This window comes from Paenibacillus sp. T2-29 (genome assembly GCF_052921365.1).
The window spans coordinates 684,131-706,532 of record NZ_JBREVE010000001.1 but is presented as its reverse complement, the minus strand read 5'-3'; the positions used below and the strand labels follow the sequence as shown (position 1 = coordinate 706,532).

Annotated in this window: 26 protein-coding genes and 1 tRNA gene; 19 read left to right on the top strand and 8 right to left on the bottom strand. The window is 44.2% G+C overall.

Features of this window, described 5'->3' with window-relative positions; genetic code table 11:
- Position 1: 1 nt before the first annotated feature.
- From ACU1JV_RS03585 to ACU1JV_RS03565, 5 genes are all read left to right on the top strand, one after another.
- Entirely contained in the window at positions 2 to 1,522 is a 1,521-nt protein-coding gene (locus tag ACU1JV_RS03585) for an extracellular solute-binding protein (RefSeq protein WP_040103344.1), read from the top strand.
- A gap of 171 nt (positions 1,523 to 1,693) precedes the next feature.
- On the top strand, positions 1,694 to 3,055 hold the full coding sequence (locus ACU1JV_RS03580) for a glycoside hydrolase family 28 protein (protein WP_413986663.1): 1,362 nt from the start codon (positions 1,694 to 1,696) through the stop codon (positions 3,053 to 3,055).
- A 23-nt stretch (positions 3,056 to 3,078) separates the two neighbouring features.
- On the top strand, positions 3,079 to 3,963 hold the full coding sequence (locus ACU1JV_RS03575) for a dienelactone hydrolase family protein (RefSeq protein WP_413986662.1): 885 nt from the start codon (positions 3,079 to 3,081) through the stop codon (positions 3,961 to 3,963).
- 25 nt (positions 3,964 to 3,988) lie between these two features.
- The gene (locus tag ACU1JV_RS03570; RefSeq protein WP_129549606.1) at positions 3,989 to 4,966 is read left to right on the top strand and encodes a pectinesterase family protein; all 978 of its coding nucleotides are present in this window, start codon (positions 3,989 to 3,991) and stop codon (positions 4,964 to 4,966) included.
- Complete coding sequence (locus tag ACU1JV_RS03565; RefSeq protein ID WP_413986661.1) at positions 4,963 to 6,540, top strand: glycoside hydrolase family 43 protein; 1,578 nt, start codon at positions 4,963 to 4,965, stop codon at positions 6,538 to 6,540. The genes ACU1JV_RS03570 and ACU1JV_RS03565 overlap by 4 nt, the downstream gene beginning before the upstream one ends.
- Positions 6,541 to 6,598: 58 nt before the next feature.
- Here ACU1JV_RS03565 and ACU1JV_RS03560 read toward each other — a convergent pair whose 3' ends face one another.
- Entirely contained in the window at positions 6,599 to 7,486 is an 888-nt protein-coding gene (locus ACU1JV_RS03560; protein WP_013371973.1) for a LysR family transcriptional regulator, read from the bottom strand.
- A 118-nt stretch (positions 7,487 to 7,604) separates the two neighbouring features.
- Here ACU1JV_RS03560 and ACU1JV_RS03555 point away from each other — a divergent pair, with 118 nt between their 5' ends.
- The gene (locus ACU1JV_RS03555; protein ID WP_025676482.1) at positions 7,605 to 8,630 is read left to right on the top strand and encodes a YeiH family protein; all 1,026 of its coding nucleotides are present in this window, start codon (positions 7,605 to 7,607) and stop codon (positions 8,628 to 8,630) included.
- Between the two features lie 190 nt (positions 8,631 to 8,820).
- Positions 8,821 to 10,365 (top strand): GH25 family lysozyme, encoded by a 1,545-nt coding sequence (locus ACU1JV_RS03550; protein ID WP_165079614.1) that lies wholly within the window; start codon positions 8,821 to 8,823, stop codon positions 10,363 to 10,365.
- Positions 10,366 to 10,436: 71 nt separating this feature from the next.
- On the opposite strand, the gene ACU1JV_RS03545 is transcribed toward ACU1JV_RS03550, so the two are convergent.
- A complete protein-coding gene (locus ACU1JV_RS03545; protein ID WP_025676485.1) occupies positions 10,437 to 10,703 on the bottom strand; it encodes a DUF2642 domain-containing protein in 267 nt (88 codons plus the stop codon).
- Positions 10,704 to 10,872: 169 nt separating this feature from the next.
- On the opposite strand from ACU1JV_RS03545, the gene ACU1JV_RS03540 reads away from it, so the two are divergent.
- Complete coding sequence (locus ACU1JV_RS03540; protein WP_013371969.1) at positions 10,873 to 11,001, top strand: hypothetical protein; 129 nt, start codon at positions 10,873 to 10,875, stop codon at positions 10,999 to 11,001.
- A gap of 190 nt (positions 11,002 to 11,191) precedes the next feature.
- On the opposite strand, the gene ACU1JV_RS03535 is transcribed toward ACU1JV_RS03540, so the two are convergent.
- Positions 11,192 to 11,419, bottom strand: coding sequence for a hypothetical protein (locus ACU1JV_RS03535; protein ID WP_013371968.1), 228 nt, complete (start codon positions 11,417 to 11,419; stop codon positions 11,192 to 11,194).
- Positions 11,420 to 11,534: 115 nt separating this feature from the next.
- Positions 11,535 to 12,200: a cupin domain-containing protein gene (locus ACU1JV_RS03530; RefSeq protein WP_413986660.1), complete on the bottom strand. Its 666-nt coding sequence runs from the start codon at positions 12,198 to 12,200 to the stop codon at positions 11,535 to 11,537.
- A 456-nt stretch (positions 12,201 to 12,656) separates the two neighbouring features.
- Between ACU1JV_RS03530 and ACU1JV_RS03525 the strand changes: the two genes are divergently transcribed.
- The 6 genes from ACU1JV_RS03525 (at position 12,657) to ACU1JV_RS03500 (ending at position 17,254) form a co-directional block, all read left to right on the top strand.
- Positions 12,657 to 13,310, top strand: coding sequence for a cell wall hydrolase (locus ACU1JV_RS03525; protein ID WP_090738760.1), 654 nt, complete (start codon positions 12,657 to 12,659; stop codon positions 13,308 to 13,310).
- 187 nt (positions 13,311 to 13,497) lie between these two features.
- Positions 13,498 to 13,848: a hypothetical protein gene (locus ACU1JV_RS03520; RefSeq protein ID WP_013371964.1), complete on the top strand. Its 351-nt coding sequence runs from the start codon at positions 13,498 to 13,500 to the stop codon at positions 13,846 to 13,848.
- Positions 13,849 to 13,879: 31 nt separating this feature from the next.
- Positions 13,880 to 14,866, top strand: coding sequence for a ketoacyl-ACP synthase III (locus tag ACU1JV_RS03515; RefSeq protein WP_040103354.1), 987 nt, complete (start codon positions 13,880 to 13,882; stop codon positions 14,864 to 14,866).
- Between the two features lie 200 nt (positions 14,867 to 15,066).
- Positions 15,067 to 15,609, top strand: a complete 543-nt coding sequence (locus tag ACU1JV_RS03510) for a GNAT family N-acetyltransferase (protein ID WP_040103355.1) — start codon at positions 15,067 to 15,069, stop codon at positions 15,607 to 15,609.
- A 139-nt stretch (positions 15,610 to 15,748) separates the two neighbouring features.
- Positions 15,749 to 16,852 (top strand): glycerol dehydrogenase, encoded by a 1,104-nt coding sequence (locus tag ACU1JV_RS03505; RefSeq protein WP_040103356.1) that lies wholly within the window; start codon positions 15,749 to 15,751, stop codon positions 16,850 to 16,852.
- Positions 16,853 to 17,038: 186 nt separating this feature from the next.
- The gene (locus tag ACU1JV_RS03500) at positions 17,039 to 17,254 is read left to right on the top strand and encodes a hypothetical protein (protein WP_013371960.1); all 216 of its coding nucleotides are present in this window, start codon (positions 17,039 to 17,041) and stop codon (positions 17,252 to 17,254) included.
- 71 nt (positions 17,255 to 17,325) lie between these two features.
- On the opposite strand, the gene ACU1JV_RS03495 is transcribed toward ACU1JV_RS03500, so the two are convergent.
- Positions 17,326 to 18,357 (bottom strand): glycosyl hydrolase, encoded by a 1,032-nt coding sequence (locus ACU1JV_RS03495; RefSeq protein WP_165079616.1) that lies wholly within the window; start codon positions 18,355 to 18,357, stop codon positions 17,326 to 17,328.
- Between the two features lie 30 nt (positions 18,358 to 18,387).
- Positions 18,388 to 18,666 carry a hypothetical protein gene (locus tag ACU1JV_RS03490; protein ID WP_040103358.1) on the bottom strand — a complete coding sequence of 93 codons (279 nt, stop codon included), beginning with the start codon at positions 18,664 to 18,666 and terminating at the stop codon, positions 18,388 to 18,390.
- Between the two features lie 353 nt (positions 18,667 to 19,019).
- Here ACU1JV_RS03490 and ACU1JV_RS03485 point away from each other — a divergent pair, with 353 nt between their 5' ends.
- From ACU1JV_RS03485 to ACU1JV_RS03475, 3 genes are all read left to right on the top strand, one after another.
- The gene (locus ACU1JV_RS03485) at positions 19,020 to 19,202 is read left to right on the top strand and encodes a hypothetical protein (RefSeq protein WP_165079617.1); all 183 of its coding nucleotides are present in this window, start codon (positions 19,020 to 19,022) and stop codon (positions 19,200 to 19,202) included.
- A gap of 40 nt (positions 19,203 to 19,242) precedes the next feature.
- Positions 19,243 to 19,569, top strand: a complete 327-nt coding sequence (locus tag ACU1JV_RS03480; RefSeq protein WP_013371956.1) for a YnfA family protein — start codon at positions 19,243 to 19,245, stop codon at positions 19,567 to 19,569.
- A 95-nt stretch (positions 19,570 to 19,664) separates the two neighbouring features.
- Entirely contained in the window at positions 19,665 to 19,817 is a 153-nt protein-coding gene (locus ACU1JV_RS03475) for a hypothetical protein (RefSeq protein ID WP_019688000.1), read from the top strand.
- Between the two features lie 32 nt (positions 19,818 to 19,849).
- Here ACU1JV_RS03475 and ACU1JV_RS03470 read toward each other — a convergent pair whose 3' ends face one another.
- On the bottom strand, positions 19,850 to 20,041 hold the full coding sequence (locus ACU1JV_RS03470) for a hypothetical protein (protein WP_165079618.1): 192 nt from the start codon (positions 20,039 to 20,041) through the stop codon (positions 19,850 to 19,852).
- 126 nt (positions 20,042 to 20,167) lie between these two features.
- Positions 20,168 to 20,326, bottom strand: a complete 159-nt coding sequence (locus tag ACU1JV_RS03465) for a hypothetical protein (RefSeq protein ID WP_013371953.1) — start codon at positions 20,324 to 20,326, stop codon at positions 20,168 to 20,170.
- 249 nt (positions 20,327 to 20,575) lie between these two features.
- On the opposite strand from ACU1JV_RS03465, the gene ACU1JV_RS03460 reads away from it, so the two are divergent.
- Positions 20,576 to 20,661 (top strand) — tRNA-Leu (locus ACU1JV_RS03460).
- A 143-nt stretch (positions 20,662 to 20,804) separates the two neighbouring features.
- The gene (locus ACU1JV_RS03455; protein WP_413986659.1) at positions 20,805 to 21,755 is read left to right on the top strand and encodes a tyrosine-type recombinase/integrase; all 951 of its coding nucleotides are present in this window, start codon (positions 20,805 to 20,807) and stop codon (positions 21,753 to 21,755) included.
- Positions 21,756 to 22,402 lie beyond the last annotated feature (647 nt).

Here is a 22,402-nt window from a genome sequence, read left to right as displayed (position 1 = left end):
GATGAAAAAAGGAATCAAGATGAAAAAGGGAGTGTCAGGTCTTCTTGCCGCACTTATGGTCATGAGTGTTTTTCTAGCTGCTTGTGGTGACAAGGGAACTGAAGATCAAGGCAGTCAAACCTATGATCCTAAATCCAAACTGGAATTTACCTGGCTAAACGTATTGCATACAGCCTCTCCGCCTACAGAAACGATTAAAAGTAAAATCGAAGAATACACCAATTCCAAAATTACGTTCAACTGGGTACCGGATGCTTCCAAGGAAGAGAGAATTACCACCGCACTGGCTTCTGGTGAATTGGCAGATATGGTGACTTTGACGATGATGACAAATTCCTCAGTACGTAGTTCATTGAAATCAGGACTATTCTGGGATGTAGGCAAATACTTGGATGATTACGAAAATTTGAAAAAGATCCCACCTGAAGTGCGAGAAGCCGCTTCTATTGAAGGGGTGCTATATGGTGTTCCGTTCCAGAAGAATCTGGCTCGGGCGGGTCTGGTCATTCGTCAGGATTGGCTCGATCGCTTAGGACTGAAGGTGCCGACCACACTGGATGAGTTGTATGAAGTTGCGAGAGCGTTTACAGAAGATGATCCGGATGGCAATGGAAAAAATGATACGACTGGGTTTGTTGACAGATCGGATCTGCGCTACAGCAGTTTCAAAACGTTAAGTTCCTATTTTGGTACACCTAATGGCTGGAAAGTAGATGAAAACGGAAAGTTTACGCCGGAATTTGATACTCCTCAATATTTGGAGACCTTGAAGTATTCCAATAAATTATACAAAAACGGGTATCTCTCCAAAGACTTTGCTGTAACCGCTAAAACGGACCAGCAACAACAATTTGCACAAGGTAAAGCAGGTATTTATACAGGCATGATCGATATTTCTAACCTCAGAACCTTGTCTCAAGGCTTACAAAAAGGGCTGAAGCTGGTACCTGTCAACAAGATTTCGAATGGAGATGGACAATACCACGTATGGTCTGAGGGAAGCGGGGTAGGAGGCTTGCTGGCATTTCCGAAATCTGAAGTAAAGACAGAAGCTGAGTTGAAGAGACTGCTGCAATTTGTAGATGACTTAATTGACAAAGATGTATACATGTATATGACCGGTGGTCTTGAAGGTACTCATTATAAAATTGAAAAGGATGGTTCCTTCAAAATTACGAATACAGATTTATGGCAAGCAGACGTTCAGCCGTTTTCAAGCTCCAGACCAAGTGAAGTGACTTATAACTTAAAGGATGCCAATCCGGAAAAGGAACTGGCTAACGAATTAGTGCGAGAAAATAATAAATTTGCTGTTCTAGACCCGACAGTGCCACTGGATTCAGCTACCGCTAATGAACAAGGGACAGAGCTGGAGAAAATCATTACCGACGCCTCCTTCAAATTTATTATGGGTGAAATTGATGAAGCCGGATTTAAGGCAGCTGTAGAAAATTGGAAAAAATCAGGCGGAGCACGAATTACCACTGAGTATGAAGAAGCGTATAAGAAATCGAAAAAATAAAGATATAGGTTGAATATTAGTGTACATGTATTGTCACTACGCAGGCGGATGGTGCTTATCATTGCTGACACTTGTCCAGCACCATTCCGCCTACTCCGTTTTCCAGTGTGTTTTCCAGCCCAGTCTATAAATCATTATCATTCACATAAAATAAAGACAGGAGAGAACGAAATGCAATTGTACAACATTGTAGATTATGGAGCAGTTCAGGATGGTACGACGATGGCAACAGAGGCGATTGCGGCTGCTATTGAAGCGGCAAGTAATGCTGGTGGAGGCACCGTTTTTGTTCCGGCTGGAACGTACCTAACGGGCGCTATTTTTCTGAAAAGCAACATTGAGCTGCATGTAAGCCCTGGCGCTATTCTTTCCTTCAGTACGGAACTGGCTGATTACCCTGTAGTAGAATCCAGATGGGAGGGCGTTCAGCGGGAAGTACATGCATCGTGTATTTATGGAGAGAACCTTGAGAATATTTCGATTACAGGCAGCGGAACGCTGGATGGAAATGGTCAGCCGTGGTGGGAAAAGCATCGGAATCATCCAGAGGAGTTACAGTATCCGAGACCCAAATTAATCAGCTTTGACCGTTGTCAGCGGGTTACCATTAAAGATGTTATGTTAAAAAATTCCCCCAGTTGGACTGTAAACCCCATTGCTTGCTATAACGTTACGATTGATAATTTGTCCATTCTTAACCCGGCGGACTCTCCCAATACGGATGGTATTAATCCCGAATCCTGTTCCAATGTTCGTATTAGCAACTGCAATATAGATGTAGGCGATGATTGTATTGCGATCAAAGCAGGAACCGAAGATACGCAAGAACGGATTCCTTGTGAAAATATTACGATTACCAACTGTACAATGGTACATGGTCATGGTGCTGTCGTGCTGGGAAGCGAAATGAGCGGAGATATTCGTAATGTTACGATTAGCAATTGCGTGTTCAAGCAAACGGATCGGGGTATACGTCTGAAATCAAGACGGGGACGCGGTGGAGTCATCGAGGATATTCGCATCAGCAACATTGTGATGGAGGAGGTCATTTGTCCATTTATTCTAAACCTGTATTATTTCTGCGGACCTCGGGGCAAAGACAAATATGTTTGGGATAAAAATCCCTATCCGATTACTGATGAAACTCCGTGCTTTAGAAGAATCCATTTTTCTAATATTACGGCAAGACAGGTTCATGCGGCGGCTGGCTTCTTGTACGGACTTGCAGAGCAATATATCGCTGAAATCACATTTTCCAATATTGATATTTCTATGGCTAAAAATGCGATTCCCGGTCGTCCGGCCATGATGACAGGGATTGAAGATATGAATAACCGTGGTTTTTATCTGGGTAACGTGAAGGATATTCGTTTTCAACAGGTTACGATTGAGAATCATGAAGGTCCTACCTTTTATATTGAAAATGGGGAAAACGTTGAAATCAATCGTTGCCATTCGAAGAATACAGCTCAGCCTGAAAAGCTGATAGAACAAGTAACGGTACAACCTTCTGAACAGAATGTGCTGAACTAGGAGGGATGAAAGGAGAATAAAACGTGGATAAGTTGCAAGCATTGCTGGGCGACCTTCCGGCAGATCGCCCTATAACGGCAACTCTGCTGAATCAAGAAGAGCGGGAGGGATATCGACTGGAGTGTCTCCTACTGGACTTGAACGGAATCGAGTCTGTGCCCGCTTATGTAGCTACACCCTTACAACGGAACGGCCCGTTCCCATTGGTCGTTTTTAACCATTCGCACGGGGGCAACTATACGAATGGACGTAAGGAGTTGCTCCATAGCAGTCCTTACCTACAGCAGCCCTCGTTTGCTACAGTTCTGACAGACATGGGATATTGCGTGTGTTGTATCGACATGTGGGGCTTCAATGAACGTGGGGGCAAAACCGAGAGCGAGCTGGTAAAAGAAATGCTCTGGCAAGGCCAGGTGCTGTGGGGCATGATGCTGTATGATAACCGTCGTTTGGTAGATTATATGTGCCAGCGTGAGGACATTGATGCTTCCCGCATCGCAACGATCGGCATGTCGATGGGTGGACTTATGGCATGGTGGATGGCTGCTTTAGATGAACGAATACAGGTCACGGTTGATATCTGCGGACAGGTAGATGCCCATACGCTGATCGCCAAAAGGGGATTGGATCATCATGGGTTCTATTCCTATGTTCCCGGCTTGTTGAAGCATTTCACCACGTTGGATATTCAAAAGCGGATCGTACCTCGCCCACGGATGAGTATAACAGGTCAAAATGATCGAATGTGTCCTATAGAAGGAGTCGAGCATTTGGCAAACGGGTTGTTGGAAGCTTATCAGAAAGCAGGTCACCCTGAGCATTGGCAGCCTGTGATTGCGAGCGGTGGTCATATGGAGACATTGGAAATGCGAACGGCTTGGCAGTCATTTTTAGCTGAACACTTGTAAATCAAATGAAAGGATTGGGGTAACCATGCTAGTCGGAAAAGAATCCTTTTGTGATTTCCACACCATTCAGGAGGCGATTAATGTATTGGAGCAATCGCCTTCCAACGAAATGGAAACGCTAACTATTTTATCGGGTACCTATGAGGAAGAGGTGCGGATTTACCGTTCAAATCTACATATCATAGGCATCGGACAGGTAGAAATTCGAATGAATCGGTACGCCAGGGAGCGGAATGAAGCAGGTGAGGAAATAGGAACCTTTGCAACACCCACTTTATTTGTAGGCGGCAGCCATTTGATCTTGGAAAATCTCATCATTTCCAACACGGCCGGACAGGGAGAACACATTGGGCAGGCCGTTGCGGTATACGCTCATTGTGATCAAACCATCTTTAGAAACTGCACCTTTAAAGGGTACCAGGACACGTTATTTACAGGCCCTCTGCCTCCTGCACCCAAAGAACGATTAAAGTTTGGTGGAATTCCTTTGAAAGAACATCACGCATACTATCGCCAGCTTTATCAGCATTGTTACATCGAGGGTACGATAGACTTCATTTTTGGCGGGGCTACCGCTTACTTTGAAGATTGCGAGATTCGTAGTTTGCGTCATCATAAGAACCATACAAGCTACGTTACAGCCGCCTCTACACCGCAAGGACAAACGTACGGCTATGTATTTGATCATTGCTATTTAACCGCAGAGCCTGATATTACCCCTGTTTTTTTGGGTCGTCCATGGCGGGAATATGCCAAAACCGTATTTGTCAATTGTAAAATGGGCGACCATATCGATCCGCGTGGCTGGGACAATTGGGACACTGTAGCGAACGAGAAAACCGTATGCTATCAGGAATATGGCGGATCTGATGAAATAGCTTCATTACGTCAGCAGCGTGTTCCGTGGGCGGATTGTTTTGAAGCGAGGACAGAAGCATGGAGCAAGGAACAGGTTTTTGAGGGAGTCGCATTTTGGAAAGCAAGGAGAAGTGATGTCTCATGATGATCCAAAACCCTATATTAAAAGGCTTTAATCCCGATCCGTGTATTACGCGAGTCGAGGATACTTACTATATTGTAGTGTCATCGTTTGAGTGGCTGCCTGGAGTACGGGTGTACCAGTCCAAAGATTTGGCTCATTGGGAGCACTGCACGGATATTTTGACTGACCAGGTTGACTTGAGGGGGAACCCAAAAAATTGCAGCATTTGGGCACCGCAATTGAGCTACGCGGATAACCTATTTTATCTACTCTATACGGATGTGAAAAGCACCAAGCGTCCGTTCAAGGACGTTCATAATTTTGTGATAACAGCGCCTACGATTCACGGGCCGTGGTCGGAACCCGTTTATCTGAATAGTAGTGGATTTGATCCGTCTTTATTTCATGATGAGGATGGACGCAAATGGCTATTGAACGCCCTATGGGATTACCGCATGTTGGAAAGCAATAAGTCTTCAGGTATCGTCATGCAGGAGTATGACAGCAGTCAACAGCGGCTTGTTGGCGAGCCTGTTAAAATTTTTGATTGCACTCCATTGAAGAAGACAGAAGCGCCCCACATCTACAGGCAGAACGGTTATTACTATCTTATTACAGCGGAAGGTGGAACAGGTACGGGGCATGCAGTTACCGTAGCACGCTCCAAGCAAATATCCGGCCCGTATGAAGTGGACCCGCATAATCCGATGCTTACATCTCGTGATCAGCTGAATTTCCCGTTACAATGCGCAGGACATGGCAGTCTTGTGCAAACACCTGACGGAGAATGGTATATGGCCCATTTATGCACACGTCCAGTGGAGGGGAAATACGCCATTTTAGGGCGCGAGACAGCGTTGCAACAAGTCTATTGGAATGATGAAGGCTGGCTGCGATTAACCGCCGGGGGCCATACACCTCAATTGGAGGTGCCTGCGCCTCAAGGGACAGTTTCGATTAAGCAAGAGCAGCAGGAGTATATTTTCGAAGACTTTTTCGAGGGCCCCACAATTGATAAATCGTGGAACACATTGCGTATCCTGGCGGACGATAGCTGGTGTTCATTAAGTCAGCGCCCAGGCTACCTTCGAATTCATGCTGGAGAATCCATACAAAGTCTATTCAAGCACCACGTGCTTGCCATTCGGCAAACGGATCATCATTTTCGGGTAGAAACAGCACTGGAGTATCAGCCAACAAGCTATTTGCAAATGGCGGGACTTTTGCTGTATCTCAATGAAGAGGACTATTTGTATACGTATGTCAGCTATGAAGAGGGAGTGGGAAAAGTGCTGCGCATGATGCGCTGTGAAGCTAATTCATTTACGTTAGTTCCGCAAGTGATTGCACTTCAGAATGATCTTCCTGTACATTTGGCTGTAGAGGTCCATGCCTCCTATGCACAATTTTATTATGGAGTCGGAGATGAGCTTTCCTGGAAGCGACTTTTTGAAATACAGGATATCAGCTTTTTGTCGGGAGGATTTACAGGGAATTTTGTAGGTATTGCTGCTCATGATATGCAACAATTCCAAGGGAGCTACGCTGACTTTTCCCATTTCTTATACTATGGTAAGGACCATCTCTCCTCATAAAAAATATAATACTGACTATATTGCAAGCACCTTAATCGGTGCTTTTTTCTTTTACAGGTTACCTTTTTACATTATAATCTCGCAAAATCTCCAAAAAAGCAGTGGTTGCTTTCGTCTCAAATACCGCAGAAGGGGTCAGAAAGGAGAATTTCCGAATGAACGGGAGATTGAGAATATCCAATACTTCTAATGTTCCCAAAGCAAGTTCCTTTTGAATTACCCATTGGGACAGCAAAGAAATCCCCAAGCCTGCTTCTACAGACTCTTTGATGATCTGTGTACTGCCAAAATTCATCATATGAGAAGGATAAAATCGAAGCTGTGCAAACATCTTTTCAGCCGCCTCCCGGGTTCCAGAGCCTTCTTCCCGCAGAATCCAGATGTCATCATGCAGCTCATTTATATCCACTTGAGATGTACCGGCCAAACGATGATTTTGCGGAACGACAATAACCATTTCATCATCGGCGAAGGATTCAATGTGTAAATGGTCATGCTGAAATTCTCCTTCGATAATGCCCACATCCAGTTGATTATGAATTACGAGCTTTTCAATTTCCAATGTATTGCCGATGGTAATAGAGGGCTGAATGAGCGGGTACTGGATTCTCATTTGCGCAATTACATGGGGTAGTACATATTCACCATACGTGTAGCTTGCACCAATAGACAGGTTACCCTTTGCCGTATGCATTAGTTCGTCCACCAAGTACTGCATACGTGTATGGAGTCGGATAATCTCCTGGGCATGATGATACACAATTTCACCTGCTTTAGTTAAGCGCACATATTTATTACTTCGCTCCAGGAGCCGGGTTCCTACACTGCGTTCCAGTGTTTGAATATATTGACTTACCGCAGGCTGGGTCATATGTAGTGCCTCAGCAGCTCGTGTGAAGTTTTGTTTCTCCGCAACCCTAACAAAGACGATTAAAGATTGATCCAAAGTCTATTCCTCCAAATTTATCATGCATATTTACTTATCATCATTATTATAATGATTTATTTTTCTTATGACAAAATACATATTAAGCTGTATGCATGTAGAATTGGAGGGAATCAGCATGAAGAGTCATATTCAACACGTCAAATTTTTATTGAACAGGGGTCGATTATTTCAGTTTTTATTTGGCATTGTGCTAACGATGATCTTTGCACTGGCAGGATACGTCCTGAACGAAGTGCCGGGCTTTCATTATGTAGGTCCATTGGCATGTGCAATGTTTCTCGCTATACTATACCGACAGTTGTGGGGGTACCCTGAAGCTGTACGCTCAGGAATTGAATTTTCAGCCAAGAAAATACTGCGCGGAGCTATTGTATTATATGGATTGAAGCTAAATATGGATGATGTTATTCATCATGGGCTGGGTTTGCTTATGCGCGATGTAGGCACTGTGGTATTTGCCATTTTGTTTACGGTTTGGCTCGCCAAACGATTTAAGGCAGATGCTTCGATTTCGCTTCTTCTCGGGATTGGAACCGGAGTTTGTGGTGCAGCAGCTATTGCAGCTGTTTCTCCTATATTGAAGTCCGACGATGAGGATACAGCTATAGGTGTCGGACTCATTGCCTTGGTTGGCACGGTATTTGCCATTTTGTTTACAGTGCTTCGGCCTTGGCTTCCTCTGACAGATATACAGTATGGAATCTGGTCAGGCATCAGTTTACATGAAATTGCACATGTGGCCTTAGCGGCAGCACCTGCTGGACAGGATGCTCTTGCCATGGGTTTATTAGCCAAATTGGGGCGTGTCTTCTTACTCATACCGCTTAGCTTTATTTTAATGTATTGGATGAAACGAACCGGAAAGATTCGTACAGGTACTAAAGTAGAGTTCCCCTGGTTCCTCATGGGCTTTATTGCGGCAAGTATTTTGGGAAGTTATGTTTTTGGAAAATATATTGTAGTTTCACCTAGTCTAATGAACGAACTTTCTCAGCTTACTACCTTTATGTTAACGATGGCTATGGTAGGCATGGGGCTAAATGTGAGCTTTAAGACTTTGCGAGAGAAAGCAATGCTGCCCTTACTGGTACTATCTGTTACTTCGATCATTCTTGTAGGACTAACATTTGTAACCGTATGAATAACTGGAATAAGCTCTGCTTGAGTATAGCTGGCAGAGCTTTTTAGTGCTTTCGTATTATAAGGCTGAAATATATAATGAATGAATCGTAACTTTTTACATAGGAGTCGCGTCTATCAAAATGGAGGCTTTAGAGGGGCATAGAATGTAAAATTTACATAGTGAAAAATTAGAGATTGGTAGGGTACATATGAAGAAAATTTGTTTGTTTGCTTTTTTGTTTCTGTTTCTACTAGCATTTCCAAGAGAAAGTCACGCTGCGTCTTCAAATTCACATATTCAGCTGGATGGTAAAGATATAAGTGTCAGCAAAGGGGTGCAGATCCAGGAAGTAAAGGGCAATGTGCTGGTTCCACTCCGTCTTATTGTAGAAGAATTGGGTTATAGTGTGAATTGGGAGTCCAAGACAGGGACTATAACTATACATAAAGAAAATCTTAACCTGAGCCTTCAGGTCAACAATCCCATTGCCTCAGTCAATGATCAACCGATGGGGTTGGCTGTAGCTCCTTTGCTTAACGGGGGGACGACTTATGTTCCGCTTCGCTTTGTATCTGAACAGACAGGAGTGGAAGTGGTCTGGAACAACGAACTTAAAACCGTATTCTTGACGACTCCGCCTGCTTCAAGCGGAAATAGCGTGACCACCGGTGATCACTCTGCTACTCAAGCTGCAAGCGATGCTATAGAGAGTGAGCGTACGGCTGTAAACCAAATTCGCTTCAACAATCACCAATTGACGATAACGGTGGATGGAAAAGTAAGCCCCAAAGTCACCAAGTTAACTCAACCAGATCGTATTGTTGTAGATATACCTGATTCGAAGTTTGGTGAGGAATTTCCAGCCTCACAATCAATTAACAATGGTGGACAAGGAAGCTTTCCAGTCACAGAAGATCTAGATGTTTCCAAGGTAAGATACTCCATGTTTAGTACAAACCCAGCCTCGGTACGTATTGTGGTTGATCTTGATCACAGCACACCCTTTCATCTTATTAATGCAGATGATGGTAAAGTGATCGTAGCGTTGGATCAGGCAACGGAGGAGTCAGCATCTACCGATACTGTTATATCTACTATACCTGTTGAGCCTACGATGTCTTCTGACGGACACGCGCAGGGGATTGACGTCTCGCACCATAATGGCAATATTGATTGGCAGCAAGTGGCGGCGGCAGGCAAGACATTTGCTTTTATTAAAGCTACAGAGGGCACCAAGTATCAAGATAATCAATTTTTAGCAAATGTTCAGGGGGCCAGAGATGCTAACATCCTGGTTGGCGCTTACCACTTTTTGAACGCAACTACCGTGGATGGAGCTCGCCAGGAAGCAGCTAATTTTGCTAGGGCTATAGATTCAGCAGGAGGAAGGCTAGATCTGCCCCCTGTGATGGATTATGAAAATAATCCCAAAGGTCTTACTTCCGCACAGATCAGTGAAGTGGCTCATGCATTTTTGGATGAAATGGAGAAGCTTACCGGGCGTGAGCCGATCGTATACACGGGAAACGTCTTTGCTTCCAAGTTTGATCCTACGTTTTCTATGTATAAATTGTGGGTAGCGCGATACAGCACTACGCAAAAGCCGACCGCAGTTCCAGCTTGGAATAGCTGGTGGGCTTGGCAGTACAGTAGTACAGGCAGTGTTCCAGGTATTAGCGGCCAAGTCGATCTAGATGAGTACAATGGAACGATAGATGAACTTCGTGCTTCATTGGCAGGCTCGCTTGATTAGCAGGTTCATGTCATGATTAATCCTCGCGAATCCGAATTAGGATCTGCGAGGATTTTTAATGTCTGATTTGGTTAGCCAGGCATGATCCATACGATTTCGCTGATTCGAACAAAGAATTTTTTACCGTATACATCCAAGATGACATGGTCAGGCTTACTATCTACTACACATCCATCAATTCTGCCACGTGTTGTTTCAAGTACAACGTACTTGCCGATCATCGATTTTAATGTTTCTACGACATACGGATCTACGGGGTGTACCACGACATGGTGGGAGGTAGGATGGTGAGGAAAAGGTTGGTTAACGTTATAATTGAACATTTGATTTGAATTCAATTGCTTCACTCCTTCAGGATTAGTTGTGATATCCTATGCTCCTGCCTAGAAAAGGTGTAGGCTAATGCCCATCAGCGAGAATATTCATAACATTGCCAAAAAGCCCGGTCCATAGGAAAGCTCAATACATAAGCTATGTTGTACCTTGAATTGAAGGAGGCAATGATCCATGAGTGAATGTGAAAGAGGTTGCGGTGGCGGTTCAGTAGGGGGCTACCCAGGCGTTTGGACATCGACAGGAGCTATTCTGGTGCTGTTCATTCTGCTCGTTATCATTACAAAGTCTTTGTGGGTCTAAATTGAATTGAGTTAGCTTAACCCCCCATTGGGATATAACCGATGGGGGGTTAAGTGTTTTAGAGAATGGATCGTATGATAAAACACCCCAAATAACAGCGTACAGGCCCTGCACAAACTGTGCCGGGCTGGGCAGCTGTCACATGAGGTGCTTTGGCATCTATAGACAGGAACGGGCAATGGATTGGGGACTAAATTAAAGCAATCGCCAACAGGGTGAACAGGCTTAAAGTTAAGATTTGATTACCGTACCCGTAAGGATAAAAGGCAGACGTTTGTACACGTCCATTCCGTTCAGTTTTTAAGTACACATTATTACGATCCACATCTGTAATGGTTCCTTCGTACTGTTTTCCATCAATGGTGAGAATACGCACCCTTTTATTCATACAGTTCAAACAGTTGTAGTAAGCGTCCATTCAATCACCCCCTCTTATACACATTGGCATTTTATGAGAGAGAAAGCCTTATGGTAACGGCGAACATACAGGGAAGGGGGATTCCGTCGTACTTAAGGTCTGACTAGGGTTAATCTTACTCTTGATAGGGATTAAAGGAAAAGCCAGGATATCCATGGGTATAGGTGTAACCTCTTTGGGGGGCGACCTGACGATGTGATGAAGTATCGGTTAGCCTTACGTGAATCCCTGGTTTTCGAGGTGGCTGCTGTTTGCAGTCATTGGAAGGACCGATGATGGTAGGTTTTTTTATAGGGGCGAGCGCTTCCTGGACCTTTTTCTCATCCAGACAGTAAGTATGAGCCACAATGTTACTTGGCGTGAGCCGCAAAACATCGGAGCCCAAAATGAATTCAGGAACTGGAGCGTTAAAAATCGCCAACAAGTGAGTGTTGTCCACCGTGGCGACTAGATAGTGCCACCATCCCTGAGGGACGTTAGCCACCTGTCCAGGTGTAATCGGAAAATGTCGTAACTCGCGGGTAAAAGGATTAATCAGTGACACGGTCACTGCTCCAGAGATACAGTATATTAGTTCTGTGGCATTTTGATGGTAGTGAGGCTCTACAACATTAGCAGTGCTGAGACGGATATCCAGTAGCGATACATTTGCTAATGTATTCAGCTGCTGGATCGACAGCTCGTTGATTGAGTTCTGAGCATCTTTCTGAAACAAAATATTGTCGCTTAAATCATAGGTGAACTGTACAGTGGGAGAGGTGTAATCCATATATGAATTCACGTGTTCTTTCCTGCCTTTCTGTTACTCGAAATGAATGATCGTACGCTACTCTATGCATTCGCCCATATATATGTGCACAAAAATGTGGTTTAAAAAAGCAGATGTCAGGTTCAGGTCCTGGGTAGATTGAATCGAAAAATAGCGAAAAAAGTCACGTATTCAAGTGTAGTCAAAATGTGATCTATTGCTTCTCATACACGTCATCCCTTGCTGGATAGTGTTTTATTGATTTGGGTATTCTTAGGACCAGAGCCGGATGATACGTAAATGCGGCTTGTGGTATACTGCAACGGACGTGTGAACGCATCAATGTCCGATTCCATATGTAGCCACGCGTCATTTCCGCAGCTAGTCATAAGTTATGGCACAAGAAGCATCATCGGATAAACGTCCCTGAGTTGTACAGGCCGGAATGGTTGCACCGGACAGAACATGAAAGAGGAGGTTGTCTGGAATATGAAAAAATTATCTATTTTAATCCTGTCCTGCGCATGCATGTTAGGTACTGTATTATCAGTCGCACCAGGACAAGCACAGGCACAATCGTCAGCTTTAAAGAAAGGGATTCAAAGCGAACGAGTGCTGGAGCTTCAACAGCAGCTTCATTCACTCGGTTACTTCAAAGCTGGTTTTACGGGATACTATGGCTCTTTGACCAGCAAAGCGGTGGCTCGTTTTCAGAGGGATCACGGTCTGGCGCCTGACGGTATTGCCGGAGCGGCAACACAGGCCAAGCTCGATTCGTTCGGAAAGGTCCGCGTAACCGCGTTGGATCAACTGGCACGGATCATTTATTCCGAGGCGCGCGGAGAATCGTTTGAAGGACAAGTAGCTGTTGGCGCTGTCGTATTAAACCGTGTACAGTCCGGCGAGTTTCCAAGCTCGATTCCGGACGTTATTTTACAGCCGGGTCAATTCACCGCTGTACAGGATGGTCAATACCGCTTGAAACCCAACAAGACTGCGTATCGAGCAGCCAGACAGGCACTTAATGGTGCTGACCCGACCAATGGGTCTTTGTTTTATTACAACCCAGCCATTGCCACAGCCAAATGGAGTAAAAGCCGTCCGGCAGTCATTTCGCTTGGTCGTCATACATTTACGAATTAATTCCATATGGTCATTTGTAATTTTTTCCAGCCGTCAGTAGCTTCTTCTAGAAGCGGTGACGGTTTTTTGTGTATTCACAAACTTGTAATATGTTAGGGATGATGTATCTCGTTTCATATTAAAAATTCTACCTATTATTCCGATACTCTTAATAGACAAAAAATGAAATCAAAGGAGTCTTTCTAAAATGAGTCAACATCCTTATACCATCGAAGTGGATCAAGTCATTAAAACGGTACATATGGCAGTGAATGGAGTTTTTAGCCAAGAGGAGTATGACAGCTTTGTAAAGGATTATATAGCCAAAACTTCATCTATTCAGGCATCGAACTTTACACTCAGGGTAGATTGCACCCAAATGGCACTTTTGGGACCAGGTGAAGTAGAGAAACTGAAGGGTTCTTTTGCACGTTATAAAGAAACTGGATTTGCCAAAATAATTTTTGTCATCAGCCTCCAGCAAACGATTATTAAAATGCAGCTTGGTCGTGTAGCACGTGAAGCAGGATTAAACAACGTAGATATTGTAGTACAATAATGCGCTGACGTATGTGTAAGGGGGAAACCTGATGAGCCATATCAGAATAAAAGCACTGGGAGTGCACCATCCGTCCCATTCGTTGGATAACGAATATTATGTTCGCCATTTTGACGAGCGGGGAAAGGATATTCGACGCTTCATGGAGCATATGGGTAGAAAACAGCGTTATATCATTGATGATCCGAACGAAAACGGTCTAACCATGGGAATAGCAGCTGCGCAAAAAGCTCTGGAGCAAGCCGGTATGACAGGTCGTGATGTGGATATGATCGTGTTCTCCACTCAAGTTCCTGAGTCGCTGTTTCCGATGAATGCCTTGTTTGTACACCAGGCGATTGGGGCCAGACATGATGTGGCAGTGATGGATTCCAATGCAAATTGCGCAGGGATGACAGTAGCTGTCGATCAAGCCAGTCGGTCGATGATGTCTAATCCCGAGGTGCGGACAGCGCTTATTATCGGCTCAGATTATAATTCGCTCATTTCCGATCCCGCGGATGAGATTACGTATGCGAACTATGGCGATGCTGCATGTGCAGCTATTTTGGAGCGTACAGAAGAGGACACTGGATTTATAGATTCCCTGTATTATACGGACCCCATCAATATAGATAAAATATTGTACCCGGCCCGGGGGTTAGCGGCGACCCTCCAAAGGAACGCACCCGGCAAATTTATTCAGTGGCTTCCGTTCGACGCCAATATGGCCTTGCCTCCAACATTTGAACTGCTTGAACGCATTATAAAAAAGAATGGGCTTACACCTCAGGATGTACGGGCTTATTGTCTGTCGCAGTTTTCATTGGCCAATGTGTTGAAGATCCAGGATCATTTGGAGCTAGAGGATGACCAAATGATTTATGTGGGTGATCGTTATGGTTATACAGGTACCAGCAGCCCGTTCATTGCTCTATATGAAGGTATCGAATCGGAGCGTATCCGGCGCGGCGATTATGTGCTATTTTGGACGATTGGAGCTGGATATCAACTGGTTGCTATGTTGTTTAAATATTAGGAATACGAAGACCTTGCAGCTGCAAGGTCTTTTTGTATATCCCACCATGATATTTGTAATGATTTGGTTGTGTTAGGTATGATTATTTTGTAAAATTTAAACAATGAATTCATTAGGGAGAGCTTATATTGCGGACGTTGGATAACATGACAAAGATGACGAAAACATCGTACACAATTCATAATAGGAGCTGAAGAGTCATTAAAATCGAAAATTTATTTTACGGGGAACGAATAAAACTGGCCGCAGTTAGGGAAGAAGATGCTGAACTGATGTTCAAATGGGGTGAGGATGCGAAGTATTTGCGCAATGTAGATACGGATCTGGCACTCCCCTACACGTTGAAACAGATGGAATCAGAAGGATCTCCTAGCTCTAACGAGGTCTATTTTCGCTTAAGAACATTGGCAGACGATGTCCTGATCGGATTTGTTGCTATTCATGGGATTGAGTGGAATAATCGCTGCGGGCAGCTGGCAGTAGGTATAGGTAATACGGACTACCGTGGCAAAGGTTTTGGAGCGGAAGCTATACGTCTCATTCTTCGTTATGCGTTTTATGAGCTGAATTTAAATCGGGTCGGCTTGGATGTGATTGAGTACAATACACAAGCGATCCGTACCTATGAGAAGGCAGGGTTCCAGCTTGAGGGGAGAGTTCGTTCCGCTGTTCTCCGTGATGGCAACAGCTATGATCGCATCATGATGGGCATTCTGTACTCTGAATGGAGCTCGTCTCTTTAAATGTAATAGATACACAATTTGTTCATAATATATTCCATAATAAGCCTTTTAATAATGTGAAAAGAGGTTTATAGTTAAGGGGTCACATGCCCAAATCATTATTAATTTGAGTATGAGTCAAAGCTGAGGAGGAATTTACATGGCAAACGTTGTAAGGTCCGTTACTTCACCCAAGAAATTTATTTCTGGACAAAATCTGCTCTCGTCGTTAAATGACTACATTAAGGATTATGGCGATAAGGCCTATGTTATTTGCGATGAATTTATCCTTGAAAGAGCCCAAAAGGAGGCAGGTGCTTCGATTGAAGCAGCTGGTAACCAGGTGGTCTTCGAGAAATTCCAATATGAATGTACAAAAGAAGAGATTGATCGTAACCGTGAATTAGTACGCAAACATGGTTCGAACATCATTATAGGGATTGGCGGGGGAAAAACGCTGGATACCGCCAAGGCAACAGCCTATTATGAAAAGCTGCCTGTCGCTATTTTTCCAACCATTGCTTCTACAGATGCTCCTTGTACCGCGCTTGCGGTTATTTACAAGAAGGATGGCTCCTTTGATGAATATTTGTTCCTGCCTACGAATCCAGATGTAGTACTTGCAGATACAGGTATTTTGGCAGCGGCGCCTGCACGTTTCTTTGCAGCTGGTATTGGTGATGCACTGGCAACTTATTTTGAAGCTCGTGCGTGCTATCAGGCCAATGGGGACAATCTGGTGCTGAACAAGCCTTCCACTACAGGTCTGGGACTTGCTCGCCTTTGCTATGATACATTGCTGGAAAATGCCGTGAAGGCAAAGCGTGCAGTGGATCGTAAAGTATATACTCGTGCAGTTGAGGATACGATTGAAGCGACCATTTATCTGAGCGGTGTCGGAGCAGAATCAGGCGGATTGGCAGCAGCACATGCTATTCATAATGGCATGACGGCTGTTCCTTCACTTCACAAAGCACAGCATGGTGAGAAAGTTACATTCGGCTTGTTAACTCAGCTGGTGCTGGAAAACGCACCAAAAGAAGAGCTAGAGACCGTGATTAAGCTGGTTAAGGATGTAGGTCTTCCATTAACGCTTCGTGATCTGGGTGTAGAGGTATTTGTTGAGGCTGAATGGCGTCAGGTGGCTGAAGATGCTTGTGCAGCAAATGATACAATGGTCAACATGCCGTTCCCAGTTAGTCCTGATGATGTGTATAACGCAATCATCGCAGCAAATGCGATTGCAGAATCCTATCAAGAATAGTTTCTTTCTAGCTAGAAAAATGGATTTACAAAGACGGGTCTGTCATATCACTGACAGACCCGTTTCGTTTACGTGCACGATCTTGTGAAAGAAAAGAAGGGGATCAGGGACTTATATCCTATCTTGTTCTGACCGATATAGATGTAACAGGGAAAATAGGTTGGTCACACAGCAGGAGGAGATTTGATGTTGGTACATGGTAAAACGCGTAGGGGCAACTTGTACATCCATATGTCCAGCGGTTTTCACAAGATCGGGGATTTTCGGGAAGAATATTCCGTAGCACCAGGTGATCGGCTGATGTCTAGATTAACCAAGCGGATCTACACCATTGTATCTGTACATCTTGGTGAAGAGGCATATGCCGATCTTGATCTTGAAGAGGTAATTAGAAATAGTTAGGGAGCTTCATTTGGATTGGGTAGAAAAAAGCTTGCACTTCGCTCTAGGAGCAAAGTGCAAGCTTTTTTCTTTCAGCGGAGGGACTCATGGAGAAGATCGCGTGTGATAATATTATTTTGGTTCATAAAATGTCTGATGACTGCCTGCGAATTGGTTGCCGACAGTTCCTTTCCCCATGTCATGGCATAGGCCCAGGCTGGCTGATTCTGTAGCACCTTCGCACTCGGCAGAATATCACTTTCTCCGATTCCCATAGGCTTGCCCTGCGCAAGCTTTAGCAATTCAGTGTAGTAGGAGGACCTGTAATCATTATTATAGATATCGGCTGCAAGCACATCTACCCGGTTAATGCCTGGAAAGGACAGACTATAGGGAGTGCTATAAGCGTTCGGAGCATTGGGACTCCAGACCCACAATAGGTTATCTAAATGATGGACATGTACGAACCGATCATACATTAGATCCCACAGCTTAGCGTAATTTTGTTTGTTCCCCCACCAAAACCAGTTACCATTCATTTCATGATAGGGTCTCCATAAAACTGGCACATCCGCATCCCGTAAGGTCTTAAGGGACAGAGCCGCCTCGTCCAAATCAGCGATGAGTTGCTTATATTGTGGGGTACCCGGCGTGACGTAACGATTAAATTCAGCTTGAGTAATTTTTGCTTGTACGTTTTTCCACGTTTTTGGTTTGCCCGGTAACGCCTGATGAAAGGTGATAGCTACGATTCCGCCGTCCCGACTCCATTGAATAGCGCTATTCACAACACGCTGACGTTGCTCTCGTAAGGCAGTACGGGATTGATTAGCCAACCCTCCAAACTCATAGCCGTGAAGTCCCGCGTATTGTCCGCTGATTTGTTGCAGCTTGTTATTTTGTTCATCCGGTGCCTCTAAGTAATCGTGCTGTCCGGAAATTAGCATATCATCCGGCACATTAGTTAGGTAGGCAAGTAATTGCCTGGCTTTGGCAGAGGCATGAGCATTAATTGGCGGGGCGGCATCAGCAACAATGAACGATTGTTGAGAGCCGCTAAAGAGTAAAACAAGCATTAGCAGTAGCACCCTCTGTAACCAAAAGCGTGTTGAGTGAGATTTCATGGCGCTCCTCCTTTGATGCTGGTAATGGGGTTAGTATTTTTCTTTTTGTTTTCTAAGCTGTATGTAGGCGCTAATCATGATCACTACTAGACTAATCATGGTCCACCCATTGAGTTCCTGCAAGTGTATCCAGTTGTCCCACACAAGGAAGCCTGATATAAAGACAAGCAAACCCACTGTAAGGTACATTTTGGTTTGTGCTGGACGCTTGGTACGTTTAGAAACCCAATGTATGATGCCTAGAATAAGGGCTGCCTGAAATAAAAATATACCCATTATCATTAAACTAGCTATAAAAATAGGGGACATCCGTTTCCTCCTCCTAGATCTACAAACAGAATATGCAGGTTTTAAGCGGATGTGGATTCTTGGATGTAAGTTTCATTATAAATGGAGTAACCAGTTGCGCCCTGATACGATCCTGAACAAGTTGACTAAATTATACCATAACTACCGTCCTGCAATGAAAGGCGTCTAAATACCCACTCTTCCTTAATTCGTCATCATACTTTATATTCAGTGAAATATCGACATGTTGGTTTGTACACTACATACATATGAAGCTTCATTCGGAAGTTGCATTGAATTATAGGCATAATTGCAACGCGAAATCGACGGAAAAGTTTGGTATGATTAAAGTGGATTGCAAAGGAGGCCTTCATATGAATGAAGAACACAGACCATTTTCTAGTCCGGTAGATGCTGAGGGAACCAAAGCAAACTTTGATGCCAATCAGCGGAAGCTTCACTCCGAGGGAGCTTCAAGCCTGTGGTGTCAGGTCAGTAATCTGCTTATTCTGGTTGGCGTAATTGCATTGATTATTATTATAGATCGATTACTATAATGAGATGACTGAAAAGTAAGAAAGTTTAGGACGTGATACGTTGTTAAAGGCAGCTTTACTTTTTATTTTGGCAGGCATCGCTGAAATCGGAGGTGGATATCTGATCTGGCAATGGCTGCGAGAAGGCAAGACATGGTATGTCGGACTTTGCGGCGGAGTGATTTTAGCTGTCTATGGAGTCATTGCTACCTTTCAGGTTTTCTCCTCCTTTGGGCGTGTATATGCAGCATACGGGGGTGTCTTTATTGTTCTTTCCATTGCATGGGGCTGGTGGATTGATAAAAAGACACCTGACTTGTACGATTTCATTGGTGGATTGATTTGTTTGGTAGGTATAGCTGTAATTCTGTTGCCGCGCTCAGGGTGATAGGACAAAAACCCCTTTTTTATTTTCAAAAACATGACTATAGGTCTACAAAAATAAGCTTCATATTCCGAAATAGAACTTAAGGAGGGGGTTCTATGAACTGGAATCAAATGAAGCTTAGATTGAAATTTGGCAGTGCTATGCCGAAGAGTGAAGGTAATTTCTCTTTTGGTCTCTTGTGTGGACTCTTCATCAGCATTGTATTGTGGATCTCGATTATTGGCTGGATCATGCTTATCTTCAAGTGATACTTAATAACCTGTGACCTATAATTCATGCTTTATTTGGTAAAGTCATTACGTAGCTTATCTATTCCACGGTCTACGGCTTCATCAATCATATCGGTAGCTGCAGGTGAATCGGCATCAGGGTCAGGAATCCGATCAAATCCTGGTTCACGCGTATCCAGAGATTGTTTATATTCGATTTGATCGTCAGTAAGACTCTTTTTTTCGGAGTTATGTTTTTTCATAGCACATTACACGCTCCTTCTTAGGCATGATTCAGTTCTACACTTTACATAAACGCTTATGCTCCATATTAAACGCTTATAAAATAAACCGGGAAGGATAAATCCCGCCCGGTACTTTCCAAACAACTAGCGATGCTCAATCAAATCAATCGCTCCCAGAACAACATGAGCCAGTCCGAAACCGAGAATGCCTGTAGCTGCAAGTTTGTACTTACTGCTCAGCAACACAGCGCCTGAAGCCGATACTACCGTCCCAAGAACAGTTGGAATCATACCTTCACGCATTCGTAACACCCCTTCTGGTGGTTTGGAAAGACATTTATTAGTGTAGTTCAAATGTGCACAAGTTATACAAAAAGAGATTTTTTATTATTTTTTTAAAAAAACACTTTACAATTTGATAAAATTGTCGTATTATAAGTTGGTGCCCGGTTGAACGACATTTACATAGCGAGAACACTTCTTAATAAGTAAGCTTCTCAGATACTTGTAAGACAAGAACAAGTAAGTGTAAAATAGCGTTCCTAAATACTTGCCGGGGTGGCGGAATTGGCAGACGCACAGGACTTAAAATCCTGCGGTAGGTGACTACCGTACCGGTTCGATCCCGGTCCTCGGCATTCAAGCGGTTTTAGCCCGATCACATCAGCGTTAAATGGACGAAAATAACGCGAGGTCCTGTGTAGCTGTAACGGAGCAATCCGCAGGTACACAGGACCAACGAAGCGCCTCACCGTTAATATGCGGAGGAGGCGTTTTTATTTTGGCAAGATTACGAAGTATAAAACCTACGGCGGGCAACCGAACGGACTGGCGTCAGCTTCTCACGGAATTCCTCGCACATAAGAAGCTAGAGGACGGAGTTGGCGATTATACGTTGCACGACTACGATCGAACCGTTAAGCTGTTATTCAAGCGGTTCCCCAACGCATGGGAAACGGAGCAAGCGCTAAGGGACGCGGTAATGGAGCATCTAGCGGAGGACATCGCACCGCCAACGTTTAACAATCGACTCGTCTACTTACGCACGTTCTTTAACTACTGCATAAGAGAAGGCGAGCTATCTACGAATCCGCTCGCGAGTGTAAAGAAACGCAAGACAGAGAATCGGGCCGTAGCCGTCGAAGTTGACGTATTGAATGCGTTGCTGGCCGCGCCTAATCAAAGCACGTTCGTCGGCCTACGCGACTATACGCTCATCCTTTTAACGCTAGATACAGGCATCCGCCCGTCGGAGGGTACAAAGCTAATACCGCAGGATTTTAACGCATCTTTGCGGGAAATTTACGTGCCGGCGAAGGTGGCGAAGGGTCGTGTTGCGCGGACGCTTCCTATATCGGAGACTACAACGAAGGCACTGCGGAAACTGATATCGGTGCGTGCGCCTGAATGGGGCGATGACGTTCCGATATTCTGTTCGTATGAAGGGCGTCCGCTCAACCGCCATACGTGGGGCGACCGAATGGAGATATACTGCAAAAAGATCGGGACGCATATTCGACCGTATGATTTGCGGCATGTATTCGCGTTGGAGTTCTTGCGTAACGGGGCGAATGCTTTCGCGGCACAGCGGGCCCTCGGTCACGCTACTATGGAAATGACACGGCGCTACGTGGCGCTTGTAAACGATGATTTGAAAACGGAACACGCGAAGGCGAGTCCGGTGGATCGGCTGTTTAAGAGTACGAAGGCGAAACGGAATACAAAAATATAAAACGTATGAGTAACGCTCATCTCTTCGGAGGTGGCGTTATTTATACTAAAAATTATAGCGAGAGCTAGCAATATGGTGTATACTCAAGGGAGGTATGTAAAACACAAAAAGACCTACCTAAAAGGAGGTTTAGTAAATGCACGCAAATTTATACGAAGTTTTAAATCTTATGATTCTAATTGCAATTTATGCTAAATTATCTGCAACTAAAAAGTAAACACAAGGGTCGCTATGTTTCTGTAGCGATCTTTTGTTTTATTATACACTAAGCGTTGACTATAGGCAATATTTAATTATTTTTGTATATTAAATTCACCTCACGAGGTATTTGTATTCATATTGTTGAATGTAGGTACGAAATCAGTGTTATATAAACATAATTAGTATTCGCATCCGTCGTCGGCCTCGCGTACCAAATCCTCGAAAAGTACGGAGTTGCACCAGACTTCGGCATGTGGCAAATCGGAGTCAACATCGTTTCGTACGCGTTGATCGGGACAGGCGTGTACTCAACGTTCAAGACGGAGCAGAAGGCGGATGATACGAAGTAGCGAGGTTTAACGGACTCATTTGCGCGGGAGATTGCGTGAGTGGGTCCGTTTTTTGTATTCGCTGAGCTAATAGATTAAACTCTCTCTTAATAATAG

Coding starts and splice junctions, on each gene's coding strand:
- ACU1JV_RS03585 (WP_040103344.1), top strand. CDS start 2: ATGAAAAAAGGAATCAAGATGAAAAAGGGAGTGTCAGGTCTTCTTGCC.
- ACU1JV_RS03580 (WP_413986663.1), top strand. CDS start 1,694: ATGCAATTGTACAACATTGTAGATTATGGAGCAGTTCAGGATGGTACG.
- ACU1JV_RS03570 (WP_129549606.1), top strand. CDS start 3,989: ATGCTAGTCGGAAAAGAATCCTTTTGTGATTTCCACACCATTCAGGAG.
- ACU1JV_RS03565 (WP_413986661.1), top strand. CDS start 4,963: ATGATGATCCAAAACCCTATATTAAAAGGCTTTAATCCCGATCCGTGT.
- ACU1JV_RS03555 (WP_025676482.1), top strand. CDS start 7,605: ATGAAGAGTCATATTCAACACGTCAAATTTTTATTGAACAGGGGTCGA.
- ACU1JV_RS03550 (WP_165079614.1), top strand. CDS start 8,821: ATGAAGAAAATTTGTTTGTTTGCTTTTTTGTTTCTGTTTCTACTAGCA.
- ACU1JV_RS03540 (WP_013371969.1), top strand. CDS start 10,873: ATGAGTGAATGTGAAAGAGGTTGCGGTGGCGGTTCAGTAGGGGGCTAC.
- ACU1JV_RS03535 (WP_013371968.1), bottom strand. CDS start 11,419: ATGGACGCTTACTACAACTGTTTGAACTGTATGAATAAAAGGGTGCGT.
- ACU1JV_RS03525 (WP_090738760.1), top strand. CDS start 12,657: ATGAAAAAATTATCTATTTTAATCCTGTCCTGCGCATGCATGTTAGGT.
- ACU1JV_RS03520 (WP_013371964.1), top strand. CDS start 13,498: ATGAGTCAACATCCTTATACCATCGAAGTGGATCAAGTCATTAAAACG.
- ACU1JV_RS03515 (WP_040103354.1), top strand. CDS start 13,880: ATGAGCCATATCAGAATAAAAGCACTGGGAGTGCACCATCCGTCCCAT.
- ACU1JV_RS03505 (WP_040103356.1), top strand. CDS start 15,749: ATGGCAAACGTTGTAAGGTCCGTTACTTCACCCAAGAAATTTATTTCT.
- ACU1JV_RS03500 (WP_013371960.1), top strand. CDS start 17,039: ATGTTGGTACATGGTAAAACGCGTAGGGGCAACTTGTACATCCATATG.
- ACU1JV_RS03495 (WP_165079616.1), bottom strand. CDS start 18,357: ATGAAATCTCACTCAACACGCTTTTGGTTACAGAGGGTGCTACTGCTA.
- ACU1JV_RS03490 (WP_040103358.1), bottom strand. CDS start 18,666: ATGTCCCCTATTTTTATAGCTAGTTTAATGATAATGGGTATATTTTTA.
- ACU1JV_RS03485 (WP_165079617.1), top strand. CDS start 19,020: ATGAATGAAGAACACAGACCATTTTCTAGTCCGGTAGATGCTGAGGGA.
- ACU1JV_RS03475 (WP_019688000.1), top strand. CDS start 19,665: ATGAACTGGAATCAAATGAAGCTTAGATTGAAATTTGGCAGTGCTATG.
- ACU1JV_RS03470 (WP_165079618.1), bottom strand. CDS start 20,041: ATGAAAAAACATAACTCCGAAAAAAAGAGTCTTACTGACGATCAAATC.
- ACU1JV_RS03465 (WP_013371953.1), bottom strand. CDS start 20,326: ATGCGTGAAGGTATGATTCCAACTGTTCTTGGGACGGTAGTATCGGCT.